This window comes from Bradyrhizobium sp. HKCCYLR20261 (assembly GCF_051168435.1).
Classification (GTDB): domain Bacteria; phylum Pseudomonadota; class Alphaproteobacteria; order Rhizobiales; family Xanthobacteraceae; genus Bradyrhizobium.
The window spans coordinates 91,534-108,333 of the sequence record NZ_JBNPUZ010000008.1 but is presented as its reverse complement, the minus strand read 5'-3'; the positions used below and the strand labels follow the sequence as shown (position 1 = coordinate 108,333).

At 64.7% G+C, this 16,800-nt stretch carries 13 protein-coding genes; 8 read left to right on the top strand and 5 right to left on the bottom strand.

The window, feature by feature from the left end; all coding sequences use genetic code 11:
- Nucleotides 1-70 precede the first annotated feature (70 nt).
- From pimD to ACQR1L_RS20235, 5 genes are all read right to left on the bottom strand, one after another.
- Nucleotides 71-1,213, bottom strand: a complete 1,143-nt coding sequence (gene pimD / locus ACQR1L_RS20255) for a pimeloyl-CoA dehydrogenase small subunit (RefSeq protein WP_434859686.1) — start codon at nucleotides 1,211-1,213, stop codon at nucleotides 71-73.
- 144 nt (nucleotides 1,214-1,357) lie between these two features.
- A complete protein-coding gene (gene pimC, locus ACQR1L_RS20250; protein ID WP_434859685.1) occupies nucleotides 1,358-2,548 on the bottom strand; it encodes a pimeloyl-CoA dehydrogenase large subunit in 1,191 nt (396 codons plus the stop codon).
- A 239-nt stretch (nucleotides 2,549-2,787) separates the two neighbouring features.
- Entirely contained in the window at nucleotides 2,788-3,975 is a 1,188-nt protein-coding gene (locus ACQR1L_RS20245; RefSeq protein ID WP_434859684.1) for an acetyl-CoA C-acyltransferase, read from the bottom strand.
- Nucleotides 3,976-3,994: 19 nt separating this feature from the next.
- A complete protein-coding gene (pimA, locus tag ACQR1L_RS20240; RefSeq protein WP_434859683.1) occupies nucleotides 3,995-5,659 on the bottom strand; it encodes a dicarboxylate--CoA ligase PimA in 1,665 nt (554 codons plus the stop codon).
- Nucleotides 5,660-5,840: 181 nt separating this feature from the next.
- Complete coding sequence (locus ACQR1L_RS20235) at nucleotides 5,841-7,934, bottom strand: 3-hydroxyacyl-CoA dehydrogenase NAD-binding domain-containing protein (RefSeq protein ID WP_434859682.1); 2,094 nt, start codon at nucleotides 7,932-7,934, stop codon at nucleotides 5,841-5,843.
- 212 nt (nucleotides 7,935-8,146) lie between these two features.
- On the opposite strand from ACQR1L_RS20235, the gene ACQR1L_RS20230 reads away from it, so the two are divergent.
- The 8 genes from ACQR1L_RS20230 to ACQR1L_RS20195 all read left to right on the top strand — a co-directional run bounded on the left by ACQR1L_RS20230 (nucleotide 8,147) and on the right by ACQR1L_RS20195 (nucleotide 16,793).
- Complete coding sequence (locus tag ACQR1L_RS20230; protein WP_434859681.1) at nucleotides 8,147-9,043, top strand: IclR family transcriptional regulator; 897 nt, start codon at nucleotides 8,147-8,149, stop codon at nucleotides 9,041-9,043.
- 66 nt (nucleotides 9,044-9,109) lie between these two features.
- Complete coding sequence (locus ACQR1L_RS20225; protein WP_434859680.1) at nucleotides 9,110-9,907, top strand: ABC transporter ATP-binding protein; 798 nt, start codon at nucleotides 9,110-9,112, stop codon at nucleotides 9,905-9,907.
- The gene (locus ACQR1L_RS20220; protein ID WP_434859679.1) at nucleotides 9,904-10,617 is read left to right on the top strand and encodes an ABC transporter ATP-binding protein; all 714 of its coding nucleotides are present in this window, start codon (nucleotides 9,904-9,906) and stop codon (nucleotides 10,615-10,617) included. Before ACQR1L_RS20225 ends, ACQR1L_RS20220 begins: the two co-directional genes overlap by 4 nt.
- Before the next feature lie 13 nt (nucleotides 10,618-10,630).
- Nucleotides 10,631-11,509 carry a branched-chain amino acid ABC transporter permease gene (locus ACQR1L_RS20215; protein ID WP_434859678.1) on the top strand — a complete coding sequence of 293 codons (879 nt, stop codon included), beginning with the start codon at nucleotides 10,631-10,633 and terminating at the stop codon, nucleotides 11,507-11,509.
- A 2-nt stretch (nucleotides 11,510-11,511) separates the two neighbouring features.
- On the top strand, nucleotides 11,512-12,528 hold the full coding sequence (locus tag ACQR1L_RS20210) for a branched-chain amino acid ABC transporter permease (protein ID WP_434859677.1): 1,017 nt from the start codon (nucleotides 11,512-11,514) through the stop codon (nucleotides 12,526-12,528).
- A gap of 10 nt (nucleotides 12,529-12,538) precedes the next feature.
- Nucleotides 12,539-13,762 (top strand): ABC transporter substrate-binding protein, encoded by a 1,224-nt coding sequence (locus ACQR1L_RS20205; RefSeq protein WP_434859676.1) that lies wholly within the window; start codon nucleotides 12,539-12,541, stop codon nucleotides 13,760-13,762.
- A gap of 340 nt (nucleotides 13,763-14,102) precedes the next feature.
- Complete coding sequence (locus tag ACQR1L_RS20200; RefSeq protein ID WP_434859675.1) at nucleotides 14,103-15,326, top strand: ABC transporter substrate-binding protein; 1,224 nt, start codon at nucleotides 14,103-14,105, stop codon at nucleotides 15,324-15,326.
- A gap of 243 nt (nucleotides 15,327-15,569) precedes the next feature.
- On the top strand, nucleotides 15,570-16,793 hold the full coding sequence (locus ACQR1L_RS20195; protein ID WP_434859674.1) for an ABC transporter substrate-binding protein: 1,224 nt from the start codon (nucleotides 15,570-15,572) through the stop codon (nucleotides 16,791-16,793).
- Nucleotides 16,794-16,800: the final 7 nt, after the last annotated feature.

Below are 16,800 nucleotides of genomic sequence, written 5' to 3'. Positions count from 1 at the left end.
GGCTTGACCCGCGCATCCATCATTCGAAGGCGATGGGTTGCCGGGTCAAGCCCGGCAACGACGCATCCTGTTAGATCAGCCCACCGGCCTCGCTGACGCGGCGCATGTGGTAGTCGGTGTCGCCGAAGGTCAGCTCGATCATCGACAGGCGCTTGAAGTAGTGGCCGATCTTGGCCTCCATCGTCATGCCGATGCCGCCGTGCAGCTGGATCGACTGCTGGCCGACGAACTTGCCGGACTTGCCGATCTGCACCTTGGCCGCGGCGATCGAGGTGGCGCGCTCCTTGGCGTCGTCGAAGTCGGCGGCCATGGTGGCGAACATCGACATCGAGCGGGCCTGCTCAAGCGCGACGAACATGTCGGAGGCGCGATGCTGCAGCGACTGGAACGAGCCGATCGCGACGCCGAACTGCTTGCGCGTCTTGATGTACTCGACCGTTGTCTTGAGCGACTCGTCCATCAGGCCGACCGCCTCCGCGCACAGCGCGATGCGGGCCTCGTCGACGACGCGCTCGATCAGCGGCAGCGCATTGGCGGGATCGCCGATGGCCGCATCAGCGCCGACCTCGACACCGGTGAAGGTGACGTCCGCGGCGTACAGGCCGTCCTGGGTCGGATAGCCCTTGCGGGTGACGCCCTTGGCATCCGCCGGCACGATGAACACACCGATGCCGGACTTGTCGCGCTGGCCACCGGAGGTGCGCGCGGTGACGATCAGGGCGTCGGCATTCTCGCCGTTGAGCACGACGAACTTCTCGCCGTCGATGACATAGCCGTCGCCCTTCTTCTTGGCCGACGTCGCGACGTCGAACAGATCGTAGCGCGACTGCTTCTCGAGCTGAGCAAAGGCGAAGGTCTTGCTGCCGTCGATGATGCCCGGCAGGTGCGCCGCCTTCTGCGCGGCCGAGCCGGCGTGGCGGAGGAAGCCGCCCGACAGCACCACGGTCGCGAGATACGGCTCGAGCACCAGCGCGCGGCCCATCGCTTCCATCACGATCATGGTCTCGACGCCGCCGGCGCCGAAGCCGCCGTCTTCCTCGGAGAACGGCAGGCCGAGCAGGCCCTGCTCGGCGAGCTTGGACCAGATCGCCTGGCTCCAGCCGCCCTTCTCCTTCATGTACAGCTTGCGCTTGTCGAAATCATAGGCATCCGCCAGCAGGCCGTCGATGCTGTCCTTGAGGAGGCGTTGCTCCTCGGTGAGATCAAAATCCATTGGTTGACTCTCCAGTATCCCCATTCTCCGTCATGCCCGCGCTTGTCGCGGGCATCCACGTCGTGCCCACCGGGCTACGCGTGGATGGCCGGGTCAAGCCCGGCCATGACGGCGTGCGTTGTCGAAGCGCTGCGGCTCACAAGGTCAGAGCCCCAGCACCGCCTTGGCGATGATGTTGCGCTGGATCTCGTTGGAGCCGCCGTAGATCGAGACCTTGCGGTTGTTGAAGTAGCTCGGCGCGATCTGGGCGGTCCAATCCATGGTCTCGTTGCTGTCGTCGTCGCCATGGACGTCGTAGGGGGCGGCGAACGGGCCGATGACTTCCATCAACAGCTCGGTGGTGGTCTGCTGGATCTCGGAGCCCTTGATCTTCAGCACCGAGGACGCCGGGTTGGGCTTGCCCTTGCCGTGCTTGCCCTCGTCGGCCACGACGCGCAGCTGGGTCAGCTCCAGCGCCTTCAGCTCGACCTCGCAGGCCGTGAGCTTCTCGCGGAACGACGGATCCTCCAGCACCGGGCGGCCGCCGGACTCGACCTTGGCGGCGAGCTCCTTGATGCGGCGAATGCGCTCCTTGGAGACACCGACGCGGGCAATCCCCGTGCGCTCATTGCCGAGCAGGAATTTCGCGTAGTCCCAGCCCTTGTTCTCCTCGCCGATCAGGTTCTCGATGGGCACCTCGACGTCGTCGAAGAACACCTCGTTGACCTCGCGGCCGCCGTCGATGGTCTGGATCGGACGCACCGTGACGCCCTTCGACTTCATGCTGAAGACGATGAAGGAGATGCCCATCTGCTTCTTGGCGGAGGGATCGGTGCGGCACAGGCAGAAGATCATGTCGGCGTGCTGGGCGAGCGTCGTCCAGGTCTTCTGGCCGTTGATGATCCATTTGTCGCCGCGGCGCTCGGCTTTGGTCTTGAGCGAGGCGAGGTCGGAGCCCGACCCCGGCTCGGAGAAGCCCTGGCACCACCAGTCGTCGACATTGGCGATGCGCGGCAGATACTTCTTCTTCTGCTCCTCATTGCCGAAGGTGTAGATCACCGGGCCGACCATGCTGACGCCGAAGGCGAGCGGCTGCGGCGCCGGATATGCCTGCAGCTCCTCGTTGAAGATGTAGTGCTGCACCGAACTCCAGCCGGTGCCGCCATATTCGGTCGGCCAATGCGAGACGCCCCAGCCCTTCTTGTTGAGGATGCGCCACCAAGCCACCATCTCGTCCTTCGACAGATGCCGGCCCTCGACCATCTTGCGCCGTGTCTCCGCGGGCACGTTGTCCCTGAAGAACTGCCGGACTTCCTCGCGGAACGCCTGCTCTTCCCTAGTGAATGCAAGATCCATTGGATCCTCCCGTTAGTATCTCGATCTCTCGTCACATTCCGTCGTCGTCCCGGCGAAAGCCGGGACCCATAACCACCGGCGGACGTGAGAGGCACAGGCGTCGGCCATCATGCCCCAAGCGACATCACGCGGTATGGGTCCCGGATCTGCGCCCGCAAGCGCGTTGCGCTTGCAGGCTTGTCCGGGACGACACCTTAAAATAATCCCGCCCGAGCTTGCCCGGACGACAGCTGTGGTTGTTACTGCAGCACCTCGAACAGGCCGGCGGCGCCCATGCCGCCGCCGACGCACATGGTGACGACGGCGTATTTGGCTTTGCGGCGACGGCCTTCGATCAGCGCGTGGCCGGTGAGGCGCGCGCCCGACATGCCGTAGGGATGGCCGACCGAGATCGCGCCGCCGTTGACGTTGATCTTGTCCGGGTCGATGCCGAGCTTGTCGCGGCAGTAGATCACCTGCACGGCAAATGCCTCGTTCAGCTCCCACAGGCCGATGTCATCGACCGTGAGACCGTGACGCTTCAGCAGGCGCGGCACCGCGAACACCGGGCCGATGCCCATCTCGTCGGGCTCGCAACCATGCGAGACGAAGCCGCGGAAGATGCCGAGCGGCTGCAGGCCGCGCTTGGCGGCTTCCTTGTCGCTCATGATCACCGAGGCCGAGGCGCCGTCCGACAGCTGGCTGGCATTGCCGGCGGTGATGGTGAAGCCGTCGCCGCGCACGGCCTTGAGACCGGCGAGGCCTTCAGCGGTGGTCTCGGGGCGCGGACCCTCGTCCTGCGACAGGGTGATGTCCTTGAACGAGATGTTGCCGGTGGCCTTGTCGGTCACGGCCATCTTGGTCGAGATCGGCGCCAGCTCCTCGTTGAACTTGCCGCCCTGCTGCGCAGCGGCGGTGCGGCGCTGGCTCTCCAGCGCGTACTCGTCCTGGCGCTCGCGCGAGATGCCGTAGCGCTTGGCGACCACCTCGGCGGTGTCGATCATCGGCATGTAGACGTCGCCCTTGATCTCGAGCAGCGCCGGGTCGGTGGCCTGGAACGCGTTCATCTTGTCGTTCTGGACCAGCGAGATCGATTCGCCGCCGCCGCCGACCGCGATCTCGACGCCGTCGAAGATCACCGAGCGCGCCGCGAGCGCGATCGCCTGCAGGCCGGAGGCGCACTGGCGGTCGATGGTGGTGCCGCCGACCGACACCGGCAGGCCAGCGCGCAGCAGCGCCTTGCGCGCGATGTTGCCGCCGGTCGAGCCCTGCTGCAGGGCCGCGCCCATCACGACGTCCTCGACCTCGGCCGGGTCGATCTTGGCGCGCTTGACCGCCTCGCCGATGGCGTGGCCGAGCAGCGTCGCGCCGCCGGTGGCGTTGAGCGCGCCGCGATAGGCCTTGCCGATCGGCGTGCGGGCGGTGGAAACGATGACGGCATCGGTCATGGGCGACCTCCTGTTGTTGTTACTGATGTTTGCTGTGAGATGTTGATGATTGCTGCTGGCGCAATTCGTGACGCGACAATTTGCCGACCGGCGTGCGCGGCAGCTCGTCGACGAACTCGACCGCCGCCGGCAGCTCGTGCTTGCCGAGCTTGCCGGTGAGGAAGGTGCGGAGCTCCTCGACCGGGAACGGCGCAAAGCCGTCGCGCAGCTTGATGAAGGCTTTCGCGGCCTCGCCGCGATAGGCGTCGGGAATGCCGATCACGATCACCTCCTGCACCGAAGGATGCGTGTAGATCGCCTGCTCTATCATCTGCGGATAGACGTTGAAGCCGCCGGAGATGATCATGTCCTTCTTGCGGTCGACCAGGAAGTAGAAGCCGTCGGCATCGACATAGCCGATGTCACCGGTCAGGAAATGATCGCCGACGAAGGACTGCGCCGATTCCTCCGGCCGGTTCCAATAACCCTTGGTGACGTTCGGCCCCTTGACGCGGATCTCACCGACCTCGTTGATGCCGAGCACCTTCGACGGATCTTCGAGCGACACGACATCCATCTCGATGCCGGGCAGTGCGATTCCGATCGAGCCGGGCTTGTCCGGCCCTTCCTTCGGGTGGCTGGTGCCGGGCGAGCAGGTCTCGGTCATGCCCCACCCGCTCTTCAGCTTCATGCCGACGCGACGCTCCAGGATGCGCGCGACCTCGACCGGCAGCGGCGCGCCGCCGGAGCCGACGCTGGTCAGCGACGACAGGTCGCGCTTGTCGAGATCGGGCAGATTGGCGATCGCGATCCACATCGTCGGCACGCCCGGGAAATAGGTCGCGCGCTTCACCTCGATGTCGCGCATGACAGCCTCGACGTCGAAACGCTGATGCAGCGAGACCAGGGTGCCGATGCGCAGCGCGGTCAATAACACCACGCTCAGCGCATAGATGTGGAACAGCGGCAGCACGCAGATGACGCGATCGGCGCCATCGTGGTGCGGCCGGGTGGCGCGGCTCCAGATCTCGATGATCGAGACCGCGGAGGTAAGGTTGCCATGCGTCAGCATCGCGCCCTTGGGCAGGCCGGTGGTGCCGCCGGTATATTGCAGCAACGCGATGTCGTCGGGCGAGATGTCAGGCCAGGCGGCGGGCGCCACCGCGCCGTCGACGAAGGCGCGATGCGTCGTGATCGCGGGGTTGTCGGGCAGCGGCGTTTGCTGCGTGCGGACCTTGCCCCAATCATCATCCTCGCAGACGATCAAATGGTCGAGCAGGCCCTTCGCCAGGAACTTCAGCGCCATCGGCAGCAGCGCCGACAGGTTCGACGTCACCAGGATGCGCGCGCCGGAGTCGCTGAGCTTGTGCGACAGCGCGATCTCACCGTCGAGCGGCGACAGATGCACGACCCGGGCGCCGGCTTTCAGCGCGCCGAAGAAATTGATCGGATGGTCCGGCGTGTTGCTGAGGAACAGCGCGATCGAGGCTCCCTTGCCGAAGCCGGCGCGGAGAAACGCCGCGGCCGCCTGATCGACGTGGCCGGCGAGCTGGTTGAAGCTGATCGGACGATCGCGGAATTCCAGCGCATGGCGATCGCCGAAGTCCGCGACGGACTTCGCCAGCAGATCCGGCAAGGTGCCGCGCGCGATCGGCGCGTCCCAGCGGACGCCTTCGGGATAGAACTGTTCGCCGGGATGGGTCATGCAAGCTCGACTTCCGTTGGCGTAAGGCGGCCCCACTCTTTCCGTTCCCTCCCCCCTTGTGGGGGAGGGGCAGGGAGGGGGGTGGCCCCGGGCGAGACTGCCCGTGTGGACCCCCACCCCCGACCCCTCCCCGCAAGGGGGAGGGGAGTAGACTGTCGCGCGGAGCGGCAGTCGGGCTTTCTCAAGCGGCCTTCCCCTGCGCCAGCGACGCAAAGGTCTTGCCCTCGTCCGCGAGCTGCTTCAGCAGCGGCGCCGGCTCCAGCGACGGATCATTCGTCTCCTTGGCGTAGAACGCGAGCCGCTCGACGATGTGCTTCAGGCCGACGCTGTCGGCCCAGTACATCGGGCCGCCGCGATAGATCGGCCAGCCATAGCCGTAGAGCCAGACGACATCGATATCCGACGGCCGCGCGGCGATGCCCTCGGCGAGGATCTTCGCGCCCTCGTTGATCATCGGATACATCATGCGCTCGAGGATCTCCTCGTCGCTCACATTGCGGCGCTTGAGGCCGAGCTTGGCGAGCGTCTCGTCGATCAGCTTCTCGACATCCGGATCCGGCAGCGGCGCACGCGAGCCGGCTTCGTATTTGTAGTAGCCCTTGCCGGTCTTCTGGCCGAAGCGGCCGGCTTCGCACAGCGCGTCCGCGATCTCGCTCTTGATGCCGCGGTCCTTGCGCGAGCGCCAGCCGATGTCGAGGCCGGCGAGGTCGCCCATCGCGAACGGGCCCATTGGCATGCCGAACTTGGTGACGACGGCGTCGACCTGCTGCGGCAGCGCGCCTTCGAACAGCAGCTTCTCGGCCTGCTTGCCGCGCTGCGCCAGCATGCGGTTGCCGACGAAGCCGTCGCAGACGCCGACCACCGCCGGCACCTTGGCGATCTTGCGCGCGATCGACACCGCGGTGACGAGCGCGTCCGGCGCGGTCTTGTCGGCGCGCACGATCTCGCACAGCTTCATGACGTTGGCCGGCGAGAAGAAGTGCATGCCGAGCACGTCCTGCGGACGGCTGGTCTCGGCGGCGATGGCGTCGATGTTCAGATAGGAGGTGTTGGAGGCCAGCACGGCGCCGGGCTTGGCGTATTGGTCGAGCTTGCCGAACACTTCCTTCTTCACCGCCATGGTCTCGAACACCGCCTCGATGACGAGGTCGGCGTCCTTGACGTTCTCCAGGCCGACCTTGCCGTCGATCAGCGCCATGCGCTTGGCCGGTGCATCCGCCGGGATGCCGCCGCGCGCGGCGGTCGCCTCCCAGTTCTTCTGCATGATGCCCATGCCGCGCTTGAGCTGCTCCTCGGCGGTCTCGATCAAGGTGACCGGGATACCGGCATTGGCGAACGACATCGCGATGCCGCCGCCCATCGTGCCCGCGCCGATGATGGCGACGCGCTCGACCTTGCGACCCTTGGTGCCCTCGGGCACGCCGGCGATCTTGGCCGCCTCGCGCTCGGCGAAGAACGCGTAGCGCTGCGCCTTCGACTGGTCGCTGGCGACGAGCTTGAGGAAGCCCTCGCGCTCGCGCTTCAGACCTTCATCAAACGGAAGGTCGATCGCGTAGCCGACCGCGTCGGCGGCTGCGAACGGCGCCTCGAGTCCGCGCGACTTCTTGGTGATCGCAGCCACAGCATTGGTGAAGATCGAGCGATCGGCCTTCGCGGCGGCAATCTTGGAATCGTCATCACGCAGCTTGCGCAGCGGGCGGTTCTCCGCCACCACCTTGCGCGCAAACTCCACGCCGCCCGACGCCGGCCCCTCGACGATCTCCTCGATCAGGCCATTCTTGTGCGCCTCGGCCGCGCTGATCGGATCGCCGCCGACGATCATCTTGACCGCGAGCTCCGGACCGACCGCACGCGGCAGGCGCTGCGTGCCGCCCGCACCCGGCAGCAGTCCGAGCTTCACCTCGGGCAGACCGAGCTTCGCCTCCTTGGTGGCGACACGATAATGACAGGCCAGCGCCACTTCGAGGCCACCGCCGAGCGCGGTGCCGTGAATCGCGGCGATCACCGGCTTCGGGCTGTTCTCGATCGTGCTGAGCACATCGTTGAGCGCCGGCGGCTTCGGCGGCTTGCCGAATTCGGTGATATCGGCGCCCGCGATGAAGGTGCGGCCGCCACAAGTGAGGACGATGGCCTTGATCGTGGGATCGTCGATCGCCGCCTTGACGTTGTCGAGGATACCGCCACGAACTGCGGCACTCAGCGCATTGACCGGCGGACTGTCGATGGTGACGATGCCGATGATGTCTTGGCGATCAAGCTTTGCCACTTCGCTCACGCTAGGCTCCTTGGGATGTCGTTTCTTTGCGGCCGGTTAACGCACCGGCCAATTGTTGGACCTTCATTTGCGCAGAGTATCAGCCTTGCTTGCGTCTACCCGCTGCCGAACCTCAATTCCGCAGTGCGAAACGTAATTCCACATCTTGACACGCAGGGTTATTTTGAAGCACGAGCGTTGTCAACGAGGCTCATCAATCAACAGCCGATGACATGAAACGCCCAGGGAAGAAAGCTGCGACCGATCGCAACTTCGTCGTTGCGCTGTCGCGCGGCCTGGAAGTGCTGCGCGCCTTCCGGCCGAACGACGGCCTGCTGGGCAACCAGGAGATCGCCGCACGCACCAATTTGCCCAAGGCAACGGTGTCGCGCCTGACCTATACGCTCACGAAGCTCGGCTATCTCACCCCGGTTCCCCGTTTCGAGAAGTATCAGCTGGCGCCGTCGGCGCTGCTGCTCGGCTATGCCGCGCTCGCCAACCTCGGCGTACGCCAGCTCTCCGAGCCGTTTCGCGAACAATTGATGCGCGAGACCGGCGGCGCGGTGGCGATCGGCGGCCGCGACCGCCTGAGCATGATCTATATCGGCCAGAGCCGGCATGGCGTCGTGAATGTCGAACTCGACGTCGGCTCACGCATTCCGATCGCCACCACGGCGATGGGCCGTGCCTATCTCTGGGCACTCCCCGAAGAGGAGCGCGCGGCGCTCATGCGCGAGATGCGCGAGCATTACGGCAACCGCTGGCCGAAAATCCGCGACGGCATCGAACGCGCCGGCGAGACTGTCGCCAAGCACGGCTTCGCGATCTCGGCCGGCGAGTGGCAGGACGATGTCCACGCCGTCGCCGCGGCGCTGAGGCTCAATGATGGAACGGGTCCCTACGCGATCAATTGCGGCGCGCCTGCATTCCGCTTCACGGAAGAGCGTCTGCTCACCGACATTGGACCTCGCCTCGTGGCGATGGTAAGAAAAATCGAAGCGGCGCTTGGCGGACTCGCGCCGCAAACTAATCAGACTAATAATCAGACGAGCCAATCGTCTCACAAAGACCTCAATAAAAAGCCGAAGCCAGGAGGAAAAGTTGCCCGTGTTGCCGAGGGTATCAGATAGCCTGCATCATCGCGGTCGGCTGGCGCCGCGCCCCAATCTGAACGATTTCGGGAGGGGCGAGACGAGATGACGCAGGCACAACTCGCCCCCACGAACGATCCGCTGCTCGCGGTTCGCGACGTCAGCGTCGTGTTCGGCGGCATCGTCGCGCTGAACGGCGTGTCGTTCAACATGCAGAAGGGCCAGATCCTCGGCCTCATCGGCCCGAACGGCGCCGGCAAGACGACGCTGTTCAACTGCCTCAGCCGCCTGTACCAGCCGAGCGCCGGCGACATCCTGATGGAAGGCCGCAGCATCCTGACGCGGCCGCCGCATCGCATCGCCGAGATCGGCATCGGCCGCACGTTCCAGAACGTCGCGCTGTTCCCGAACCTCTCGGTGCTCGACAATGTCCGCGTCGGCACCCATGCCCGGACGTCGAGCGACATCATCTCGGACTCGCTGCGGCTCGCGTGGATCCGGCGCAGCGAGAAATCCATGAACACCAAGGTTCACGAGATCCTCGCTTATCTCAATCTCGAGGAGGTCGCGCACAAGACCGTGTCCGGCCTGCCGTTCGGCACGCAGAAGCGCGTCGAGCTGGCGCGCGCGCTCGCCGCCGATCCGAAGATCCTGCTGCTCGACGAGCCCGCGGGCGGCCTCAACCACGAGGAAGTCTATGTGCTCGGCGACCTGATCCGCCGCATCCGCGACGATCGTCACATCACCGTGCTGCTGGTCGAGCATCACATGGGTCTGGTGATGTCGATCGCCGACCACGTCGTGGCGCTGAATTTCGGCCGCAAGCTCGCCGAGGGCACGCCGGCCCAGGTGCAGGCCGATCCCGACGTCATCAAGGCCTATCTCGGGAGCAAGGATCAATGACGGCGCTTCTGAACGTCAAGGATCTCCGCGCCTATTACGGCCAGGTCCAGGCCCTGCACGGCCTCTCCTTCTCGCTCAACGAGGGCTCGCTGACGACCCTGCTCGGCGCCAACGGTGCCGGCAAGACCACGACCTTGCGCGCGATCTGCAACATGGTGCGCTCGACCGGCGCGATCGAGTTCGAGGGCAAGCCGCTCAACAACAAATCGACCGAGAGCATCGTCCGCTTCGGCATCGCGCATGTGCCGCAGGGCCGCGGCACCTTCACCAACATGACGGTGGAGGAAAATCTGCAGCTCGGCGCCATCACCCGCAGCGACAAGGCGGGCATTGTTGCCGATATCGAGCGGATGTACTCCTACTTTCCGAAGCTCAAGGAGCGTCACACGCAGCAGGCCGGCACCCTCTCGGGCGGCGAGCAGCAGATGCTCGCGGTCGCCCGCGCCCTGATGCTGCGCCCCCGGCTGATGCTCCTCGACGAGCCGTCATTCGGCCTTGCGCCGCTGGTGGTCCGCGATCTCTTCGGCATTCTCGGCAAGATCAATCGCGAGGAGAAGGTCTCGATCCTCGTCGTCGAGCAGAACGCGCAGCTCGCGCTGGAGCTCGCCGACCAGGCCTATGTGATCGAGACCGGCCGTATCGTCATGTCGGGTGTCGCCAAGGACATCGCGAACGACGAGAACGTCCGCAAATCCTATCTGGGCTACTAACGGAGGCGGGACAATGGAACTCTTCACCAACCAGGTCCTGGCCGGCATCGCGACGGGCGCGATCTACGCCTGCATGGCGCTCGCCGTCGTGATGATCTACCAGGCCATCGACCATCTCAACTTCGCGCAGGGCGAGATGGCGATGTTCTCGACCTTCATCTCCTGGCAGCTGATGCAATGGGGCCTGCCCTATTGGGCGGCCTTCGTGGTCACGCTGGCGTTCTCCTTTGCCGGCGGCATCGCCATCGAGCGCGTGCTGTTCAAGCCGCTGACCAAGGCGCCGATCCTGACGCAAGTCGCCGGGTTCATCGCGCTGTTCTCGATCATCAACTCCTGCGCCGGACTGATCTGGGACTTCACGATCAAGCAGTATCCGACCCCGTTCGGCTCCTCGCCCTTCCTCGGGAGCCAGCTCATCTCGACCCACCAGGCCGGCATGATCGGCATCACCTTGCTGCTGCTGATCGGCCTGTACTTCTTCTTCCAGTACACCCGCGTCGGCCTCGCGATGCGGGCTGCGGCGGCGCTGCCCGAGTCGGCACGGCTGGTCGGCATCAACACGTCCTGGATGATCGCACTGGGCTGGGGCATGGCGGCGGCGATCGGCTCGATCGCCGGCATGCTGATCGCACCTGTGGTGTTCCTCGAGCCCAACATGATGGGCGGCGTGCTGATCTATGGCTTCGCCGCGGCCGTGCTCGGCGGTCTCACCAGCCCGTTCGGCGCGGTGCTCGGCGGCTTCCTGGTCGGCATCTTCGAGAATCTCGCCGGCACCTACATCCCGCACGTGGGCAATGAGATGAAGCTGCCGATCGCGCTGGCCCTGATCATCTCCGTCCTGGTCATCAAACCCGCCGGCCTGTTCGGCCGCAACATCGTGAAGCGAGTCTGATCATGAGCGCAGTCGAGGAAATCGCATCCCAGGCGCCCGCGGTCGAGGCCGTTCCGAAGCGGGCCATGACCCTGAGCTCCGGCACCACCTTCGTTGTCGTGCTGCTGCTTCTGATCGTGCCGCTGTTCGTCAAGAACTTCATCATCTTCCAGATGACGATGCTCCTGATCTATGGCCTCGCCGTGCTGGCACTGAACATCCTGACCGGCGGCTCCGGACAGTTCTCGCTCGGGCAGAGCGCGTTCTACGCCGTCGGCGCCTATACATCGGCGATCCTGATGGAGCAGTACAACGTCAACTACGCGCTGACCCTGCCGATCGCCGGCGTCATCTGCTTCGGCTTCGGCTTCCTGTTCGGCCAGCCGGCGCTGCGGCTGTCGGGCGTCTATCTGGCGCTCGCCACCTTTGCGCTCGCCACCGCCATGCCGCAGATCCTCAAGCTCGGCTTCTTCGAGCACTGGACCGGCGGCGTGCAGGGTCTGGTCGTCACCAAGCCCGACGCGCCGTTCGGCCTGCCGATGTCCCAGGACATGTGGCTGTACTACTTCACCCTGGCGATCACGATCGCGATCTACGTGTTCTCGGTGAACCTGCTGCGCTCGCGCTCCGGCCGGGCGTTCATGGCGATCCGCGACAACGAGATCGCCGCCTCCGCCATGGGCATCGACGTCGCAACCTACAAGACGCTGGCGTTCGGCGTCAGCGCGGGAATCACCGGCGTCGCCGGCGGATTGGGCGCGATCGCGGTGCAGTTCGTCGCGCCGGACAGCTATACGATCGTGCTCGCGATCTCGCTGTTCCTCGGCATGGTCGTCGGTGGCGTCGGCTGGCTGCCCGGCTCGTTCGTCGGCGCGGCCTTCATCATCTTCGTTCCCAACATCGCCGAAGGCATTTCCAAGGGCCTGTCCGGCGCGGTGTTCGGCGTACTGCTGTTCCTCGTCATCTTCCTCGTGCCGCACGGCTCGCGGCAGGTGGCGATGGTGGCCCAGCAGCTGCTCGGCAAACTCAGAAAAAACTAAGGAGGAATTCTTGCAGGTCGCTCAACAACTCCGGCTAGCCGCCCTCGCGACGGCGGTCGTCGCCCTCACCTCGGGCGCAGCCTTCGCCCAGAAGAAATACGACACTGGCGCGTCCGACACCGAGATCAAGATCGGCAACATCATGCCCTATAGCGGTCCCGCGTCCGCCTACGGCGTGATCGGCAAGACCGAGGAGGCGTATTTCAAGAAGATCAACGCCGAGGGCGGCATCAACGGCCGCAAGATCAACTTCGTCACCTATGACGACGCCTACTCGCCGCCGAAAGCCGTCGAGCAGGTGCGCAAGCTGGTCGAGAGCGACGAGGTGCTGTTCGTCTTCAATCCGCTCGGCACGCCGTCGAACTCGGCGATCCAGAAATATCTCAACGGCAAGAAGATTCCGCAGCTGTTCGTCGCCACCGGCGCCACCAAGTGGAACGACCCGAAGAACTTTCCGTGGACCATGGGCTGGCAGCCGAGCTACCAGAGCGAGGGCCGCATCTATGCGAAGTACCTGCTGAAGGAGAAGCCGGGCGCCAAGATCGGCGTGCTGTTCCAGAACGATGATTTCGGCAAAGACTACCTGAAAGGCCTCAAGGACGGCCTCGGCGACAAGGCCGCCTCGATGGTCGTGATGGAGGAGAGCTACGAGACTTCCGAGCCATCGATCGACGGACATATCGTCAAGCTGAAGGCCTCCGGCGCCGACACCTTCTTCAGCGTCACCACGCCGAAATTCGCGGCGCAGGCGATCAAGAAGCTCGCCGAGATCGACTGGCATCCGACGCATCTGGTCGTCAACGTCTCGGCCTCCGTCGGCAGCGTCATCAAGCCGGCCGGCTTCGAGAACTCGCAAGGGATTCTCTCCGCCGCCTACGCCAAGGATGCAGCTGACGCGCAGTGGGACAATGATCCCGGCATGAAGAAGTTCTTCGACTTCCTCGCGCAGTACGCGCCCGACGCCAACAAGCTCGACAGCTCGACCGTGTACGGCTACGGCGCCGCGCAGACGCTGGTGAAGGTGCTGCAGATGTGCGGCGACGACCTCACCCGCGCCAACGTCATGAAGCAGGCCGCGAGCCTGAAGGATTTTGCACCGGACACGCTGCTTCCGGGCGTCAAGATCAACACCTCGGCCACCGACTTCGCCCCGATCGAGCAACTGCAGATGATGCGGTTCAAGGGCGAGAAGTGGGAGCTGTTCGGCGAGGCCATCAGCGGCGCCGTCGAGTAGCTAAAAGTCGAGTCATCGCGCATCGCCGCCAACGAGCGGTGCCGATCTCCACTGGCCCTCCGTGCTCACTGCACGGAGGGCTTTTTCATGCCCGAAGCGTCCGTTCGACCGGCGGTGAAGCGACACCGCCCGACTGATCTCAGGCTGTTCTCGCAAAGCACTCACCCGCCGAGATTGCGCTCTCTCGCAACTGCACATCCAAAACGGCCGCGAAAACACGGCCCGTGCCGTGATGTCGCAGCGTGGCCGCATCAGCTCTGCTATAGTTCCCGTGTCAACAAGAGCTTCCAGCAAGGAAGCCGCGACACGTCATCGAGAACCAACACGGGAGATACGCACAATGATGATCACGCGCAGAGCAGCCCTCGCCTCAGTCGCCGCCATCGCCTTCGCCTCCACCACCGCATCCGCCGCCGACAAGAAATACGACACCGGCGCTTCGGACACCGAGATCAAGATCGGCAACATCATGCCCTATAGCGGGCCCGCCTCGGCCTACGGCATCATCGGCAAGACGGAAGCGGCCTACTTCAAGAAGATCAACGCCGAGGGCGGCATCAATGGCCGCAAGATCAACTTCATCTCCTATGATGACGCCTATTCGCCGCCGAAGACCGTGGAGCAGGCCCGCAAGCTGGTCGAGAGCGACGAGGTGCTGTTCATCTTCAATTCGCTGGGCACGCCGCCGAACACCGCCATCCAGAAATACATGAACTCGAAGAAGGTCCCGCAGCTGTTCGTCGCGACCGGCGCCACCAAGTGGAACGATCCGTCCAACTTCCCGTGGACCATGGGCTGGCAGCCGAACTACCAAAGCGAGTCACGCATCTACGCCAAATACCTGCTGAAGGAAAAGCCGGACGCCAAGATCGCGGTGCTGTATCAGAATGACGATTATGGCAAGGACTACCTGAAGGGGCTGAAGGACGGGCTGGGCGCCAAGGCCGCCTCGATGATCGTGATGGAGGAGAGCTACGAAACGGCCGAGCCCTCGATCGACAGCCACATCGTGAAGCTCAAGACCACCGGCGCCGACGTCTTCATGAACATCACCACGCCCAAATTCGCGGCGCAGGCGATCAAGAAGATCAAGGAAATCGATTGGAAGACGCTGCATCTCCTCAACAACGTGTCGGCTTCGGTCGGCAGCGTGCTGAAGCCCGCGGGCTTCGAGAATTCGCAGGACATCATCTCGGCCGCCTACCTGAAGGACGTTTCCGATCCGCAATGGAAGGACGACGCCGGCATGAAGCAGTTCCTCGACTTCATGGCCAAGGAGTTCCCGGAAGGCGACAAGCTCGACGGCGGCACCGTCGTCGGCTACGCCGTGGCGCAGACGCTGGTGCAGGTGCTGAAGCAGTGCGGTGACGATCTGACCCGCGCCAACGTGATGAAGCAGGCGGCCTCCCTGCGCAACTTCCGGAGCGAGATGCTGTTGCCGGGCATTTCGATCAACACGTCGGCGACGGACTTCGCGCCGGTGAGCCAGCTGCAGCTCATGCGCTTCAAGGGCGAGAAGTGGGAGCTGTTCGGCGACGTGATCTCGGCCGACGTCGGCGGCTGATCGCTGGCGGCAACGATGATGCCTCCTGCGGCGTCGCGCCGCAGGAGGCATTTCTTCATCTGAACAATCTTTGCCAAGCCTTTCTTAAGCTAGGAGTTGGACGAGCGGCGGTCATGCGTCGGCGGCGGTTACGCCGCGCGCGCGGCTGGGCTATGGGGACGGCTTCGGAGTGAAACGAGTCGCCCGCGCTGCGGGCGGATCCAACAACAAGGCCAAGCTCCAAGGCCGCGAAGGAGTCCCCACGTGACCACTGCCCTCACCCGCCGTACCGTCTCCGGCCTGCTCGGCCTCGCCCTCGTCGGCGCCGCCGCCGGCAGCGCCTATGCCGACAAGAAATACGACACCGGCGCCAGCGACACCGAGATCAAGATCGGCAACATCGTTCCCTATAGCGGCCCGGCCTCGGCCTACGGCTCGGTCGGTAAGGCGATGTCCGCGGTGTTCAAGAAGGTCAATGACGAGGGCGGCATCAACGGCCGCAAGATCAACTTCATCTCGTATGACGACGCCTATTCGCCGCCCAAGACGGTGGAGCAGGCGCGCAAGCTGATCGAGAGCGACGAGGTGCTGTTCCTGTTCGGCGTGCTCGGCACCGCGCCCAACACCGCGATCCAGAAATACATGAATGCCAAGAAGGTGCCGCAGCTGTTCGTGGCCACCGGCGCGACCAAGTGGAACGAGCCCAAGACCAATCCGTGGACGATGGGCTGGCTGCCAAGCTACCAGTCGGAAGCGCGGATCTACGGCAAATATCTCAACGCGCAACAGCCGACCGGCAAGATCGCCGTGCTCTACCAGAACGACGACATGGGCAAGGACTATCTGAAGGGCCTCAAGGACGGTCTCGGCGATGCCTCGCGCGTGGTGCTGGAGGAGAGCTACGAGATCGCCGAGCCGACGGTGGAGTCGCACATCGTCAAGATGAAGTCGGCCAATCCCGACGTCGTCGTGCTGTTCACCACGCCGAAGTCGGGCGCGCAGGCGATCAAGAAGCTCGGCGAGATGAGCTGGAAGCCGGTCACCATCATCTCGAACGTCAGCGCCTCGACCGCCGCTGTGATGCGGCCGGCCGGCGTCGAGAACTCGCAGGGCGTGATCTCGGCCGCCTACGCCAAGGATGCCTCCGATCCGCAGTGGGCCAATGACCCCGGCCTCGGCGCGTTCCGCGAACTGCTCGCCAAATATCTGCCGGAAATCAACCCCGTGGATTCGTCGGCGCTGACCGGCTACAACATCGCCACCACGATGGTCGAGGTGCTGAAGCGATGCGGCGACGAACTGACTCGCGCGAATGTCATGAAGCAGGCGGCAAGCCTGAAGCAGTTTGCGCAAGGCGGGCTGCTGCCCGGCGTCACGCTGACCACCGGCCCCGACGATTTCCAGCCGATCGAGCAGCTGCAGCTGATGCAGTTCAAGGGCGAGCGCTGGCAGCTGTTCGGCGAGGTCATGAGCGGCGAGCTGAAGTAGGCGATCG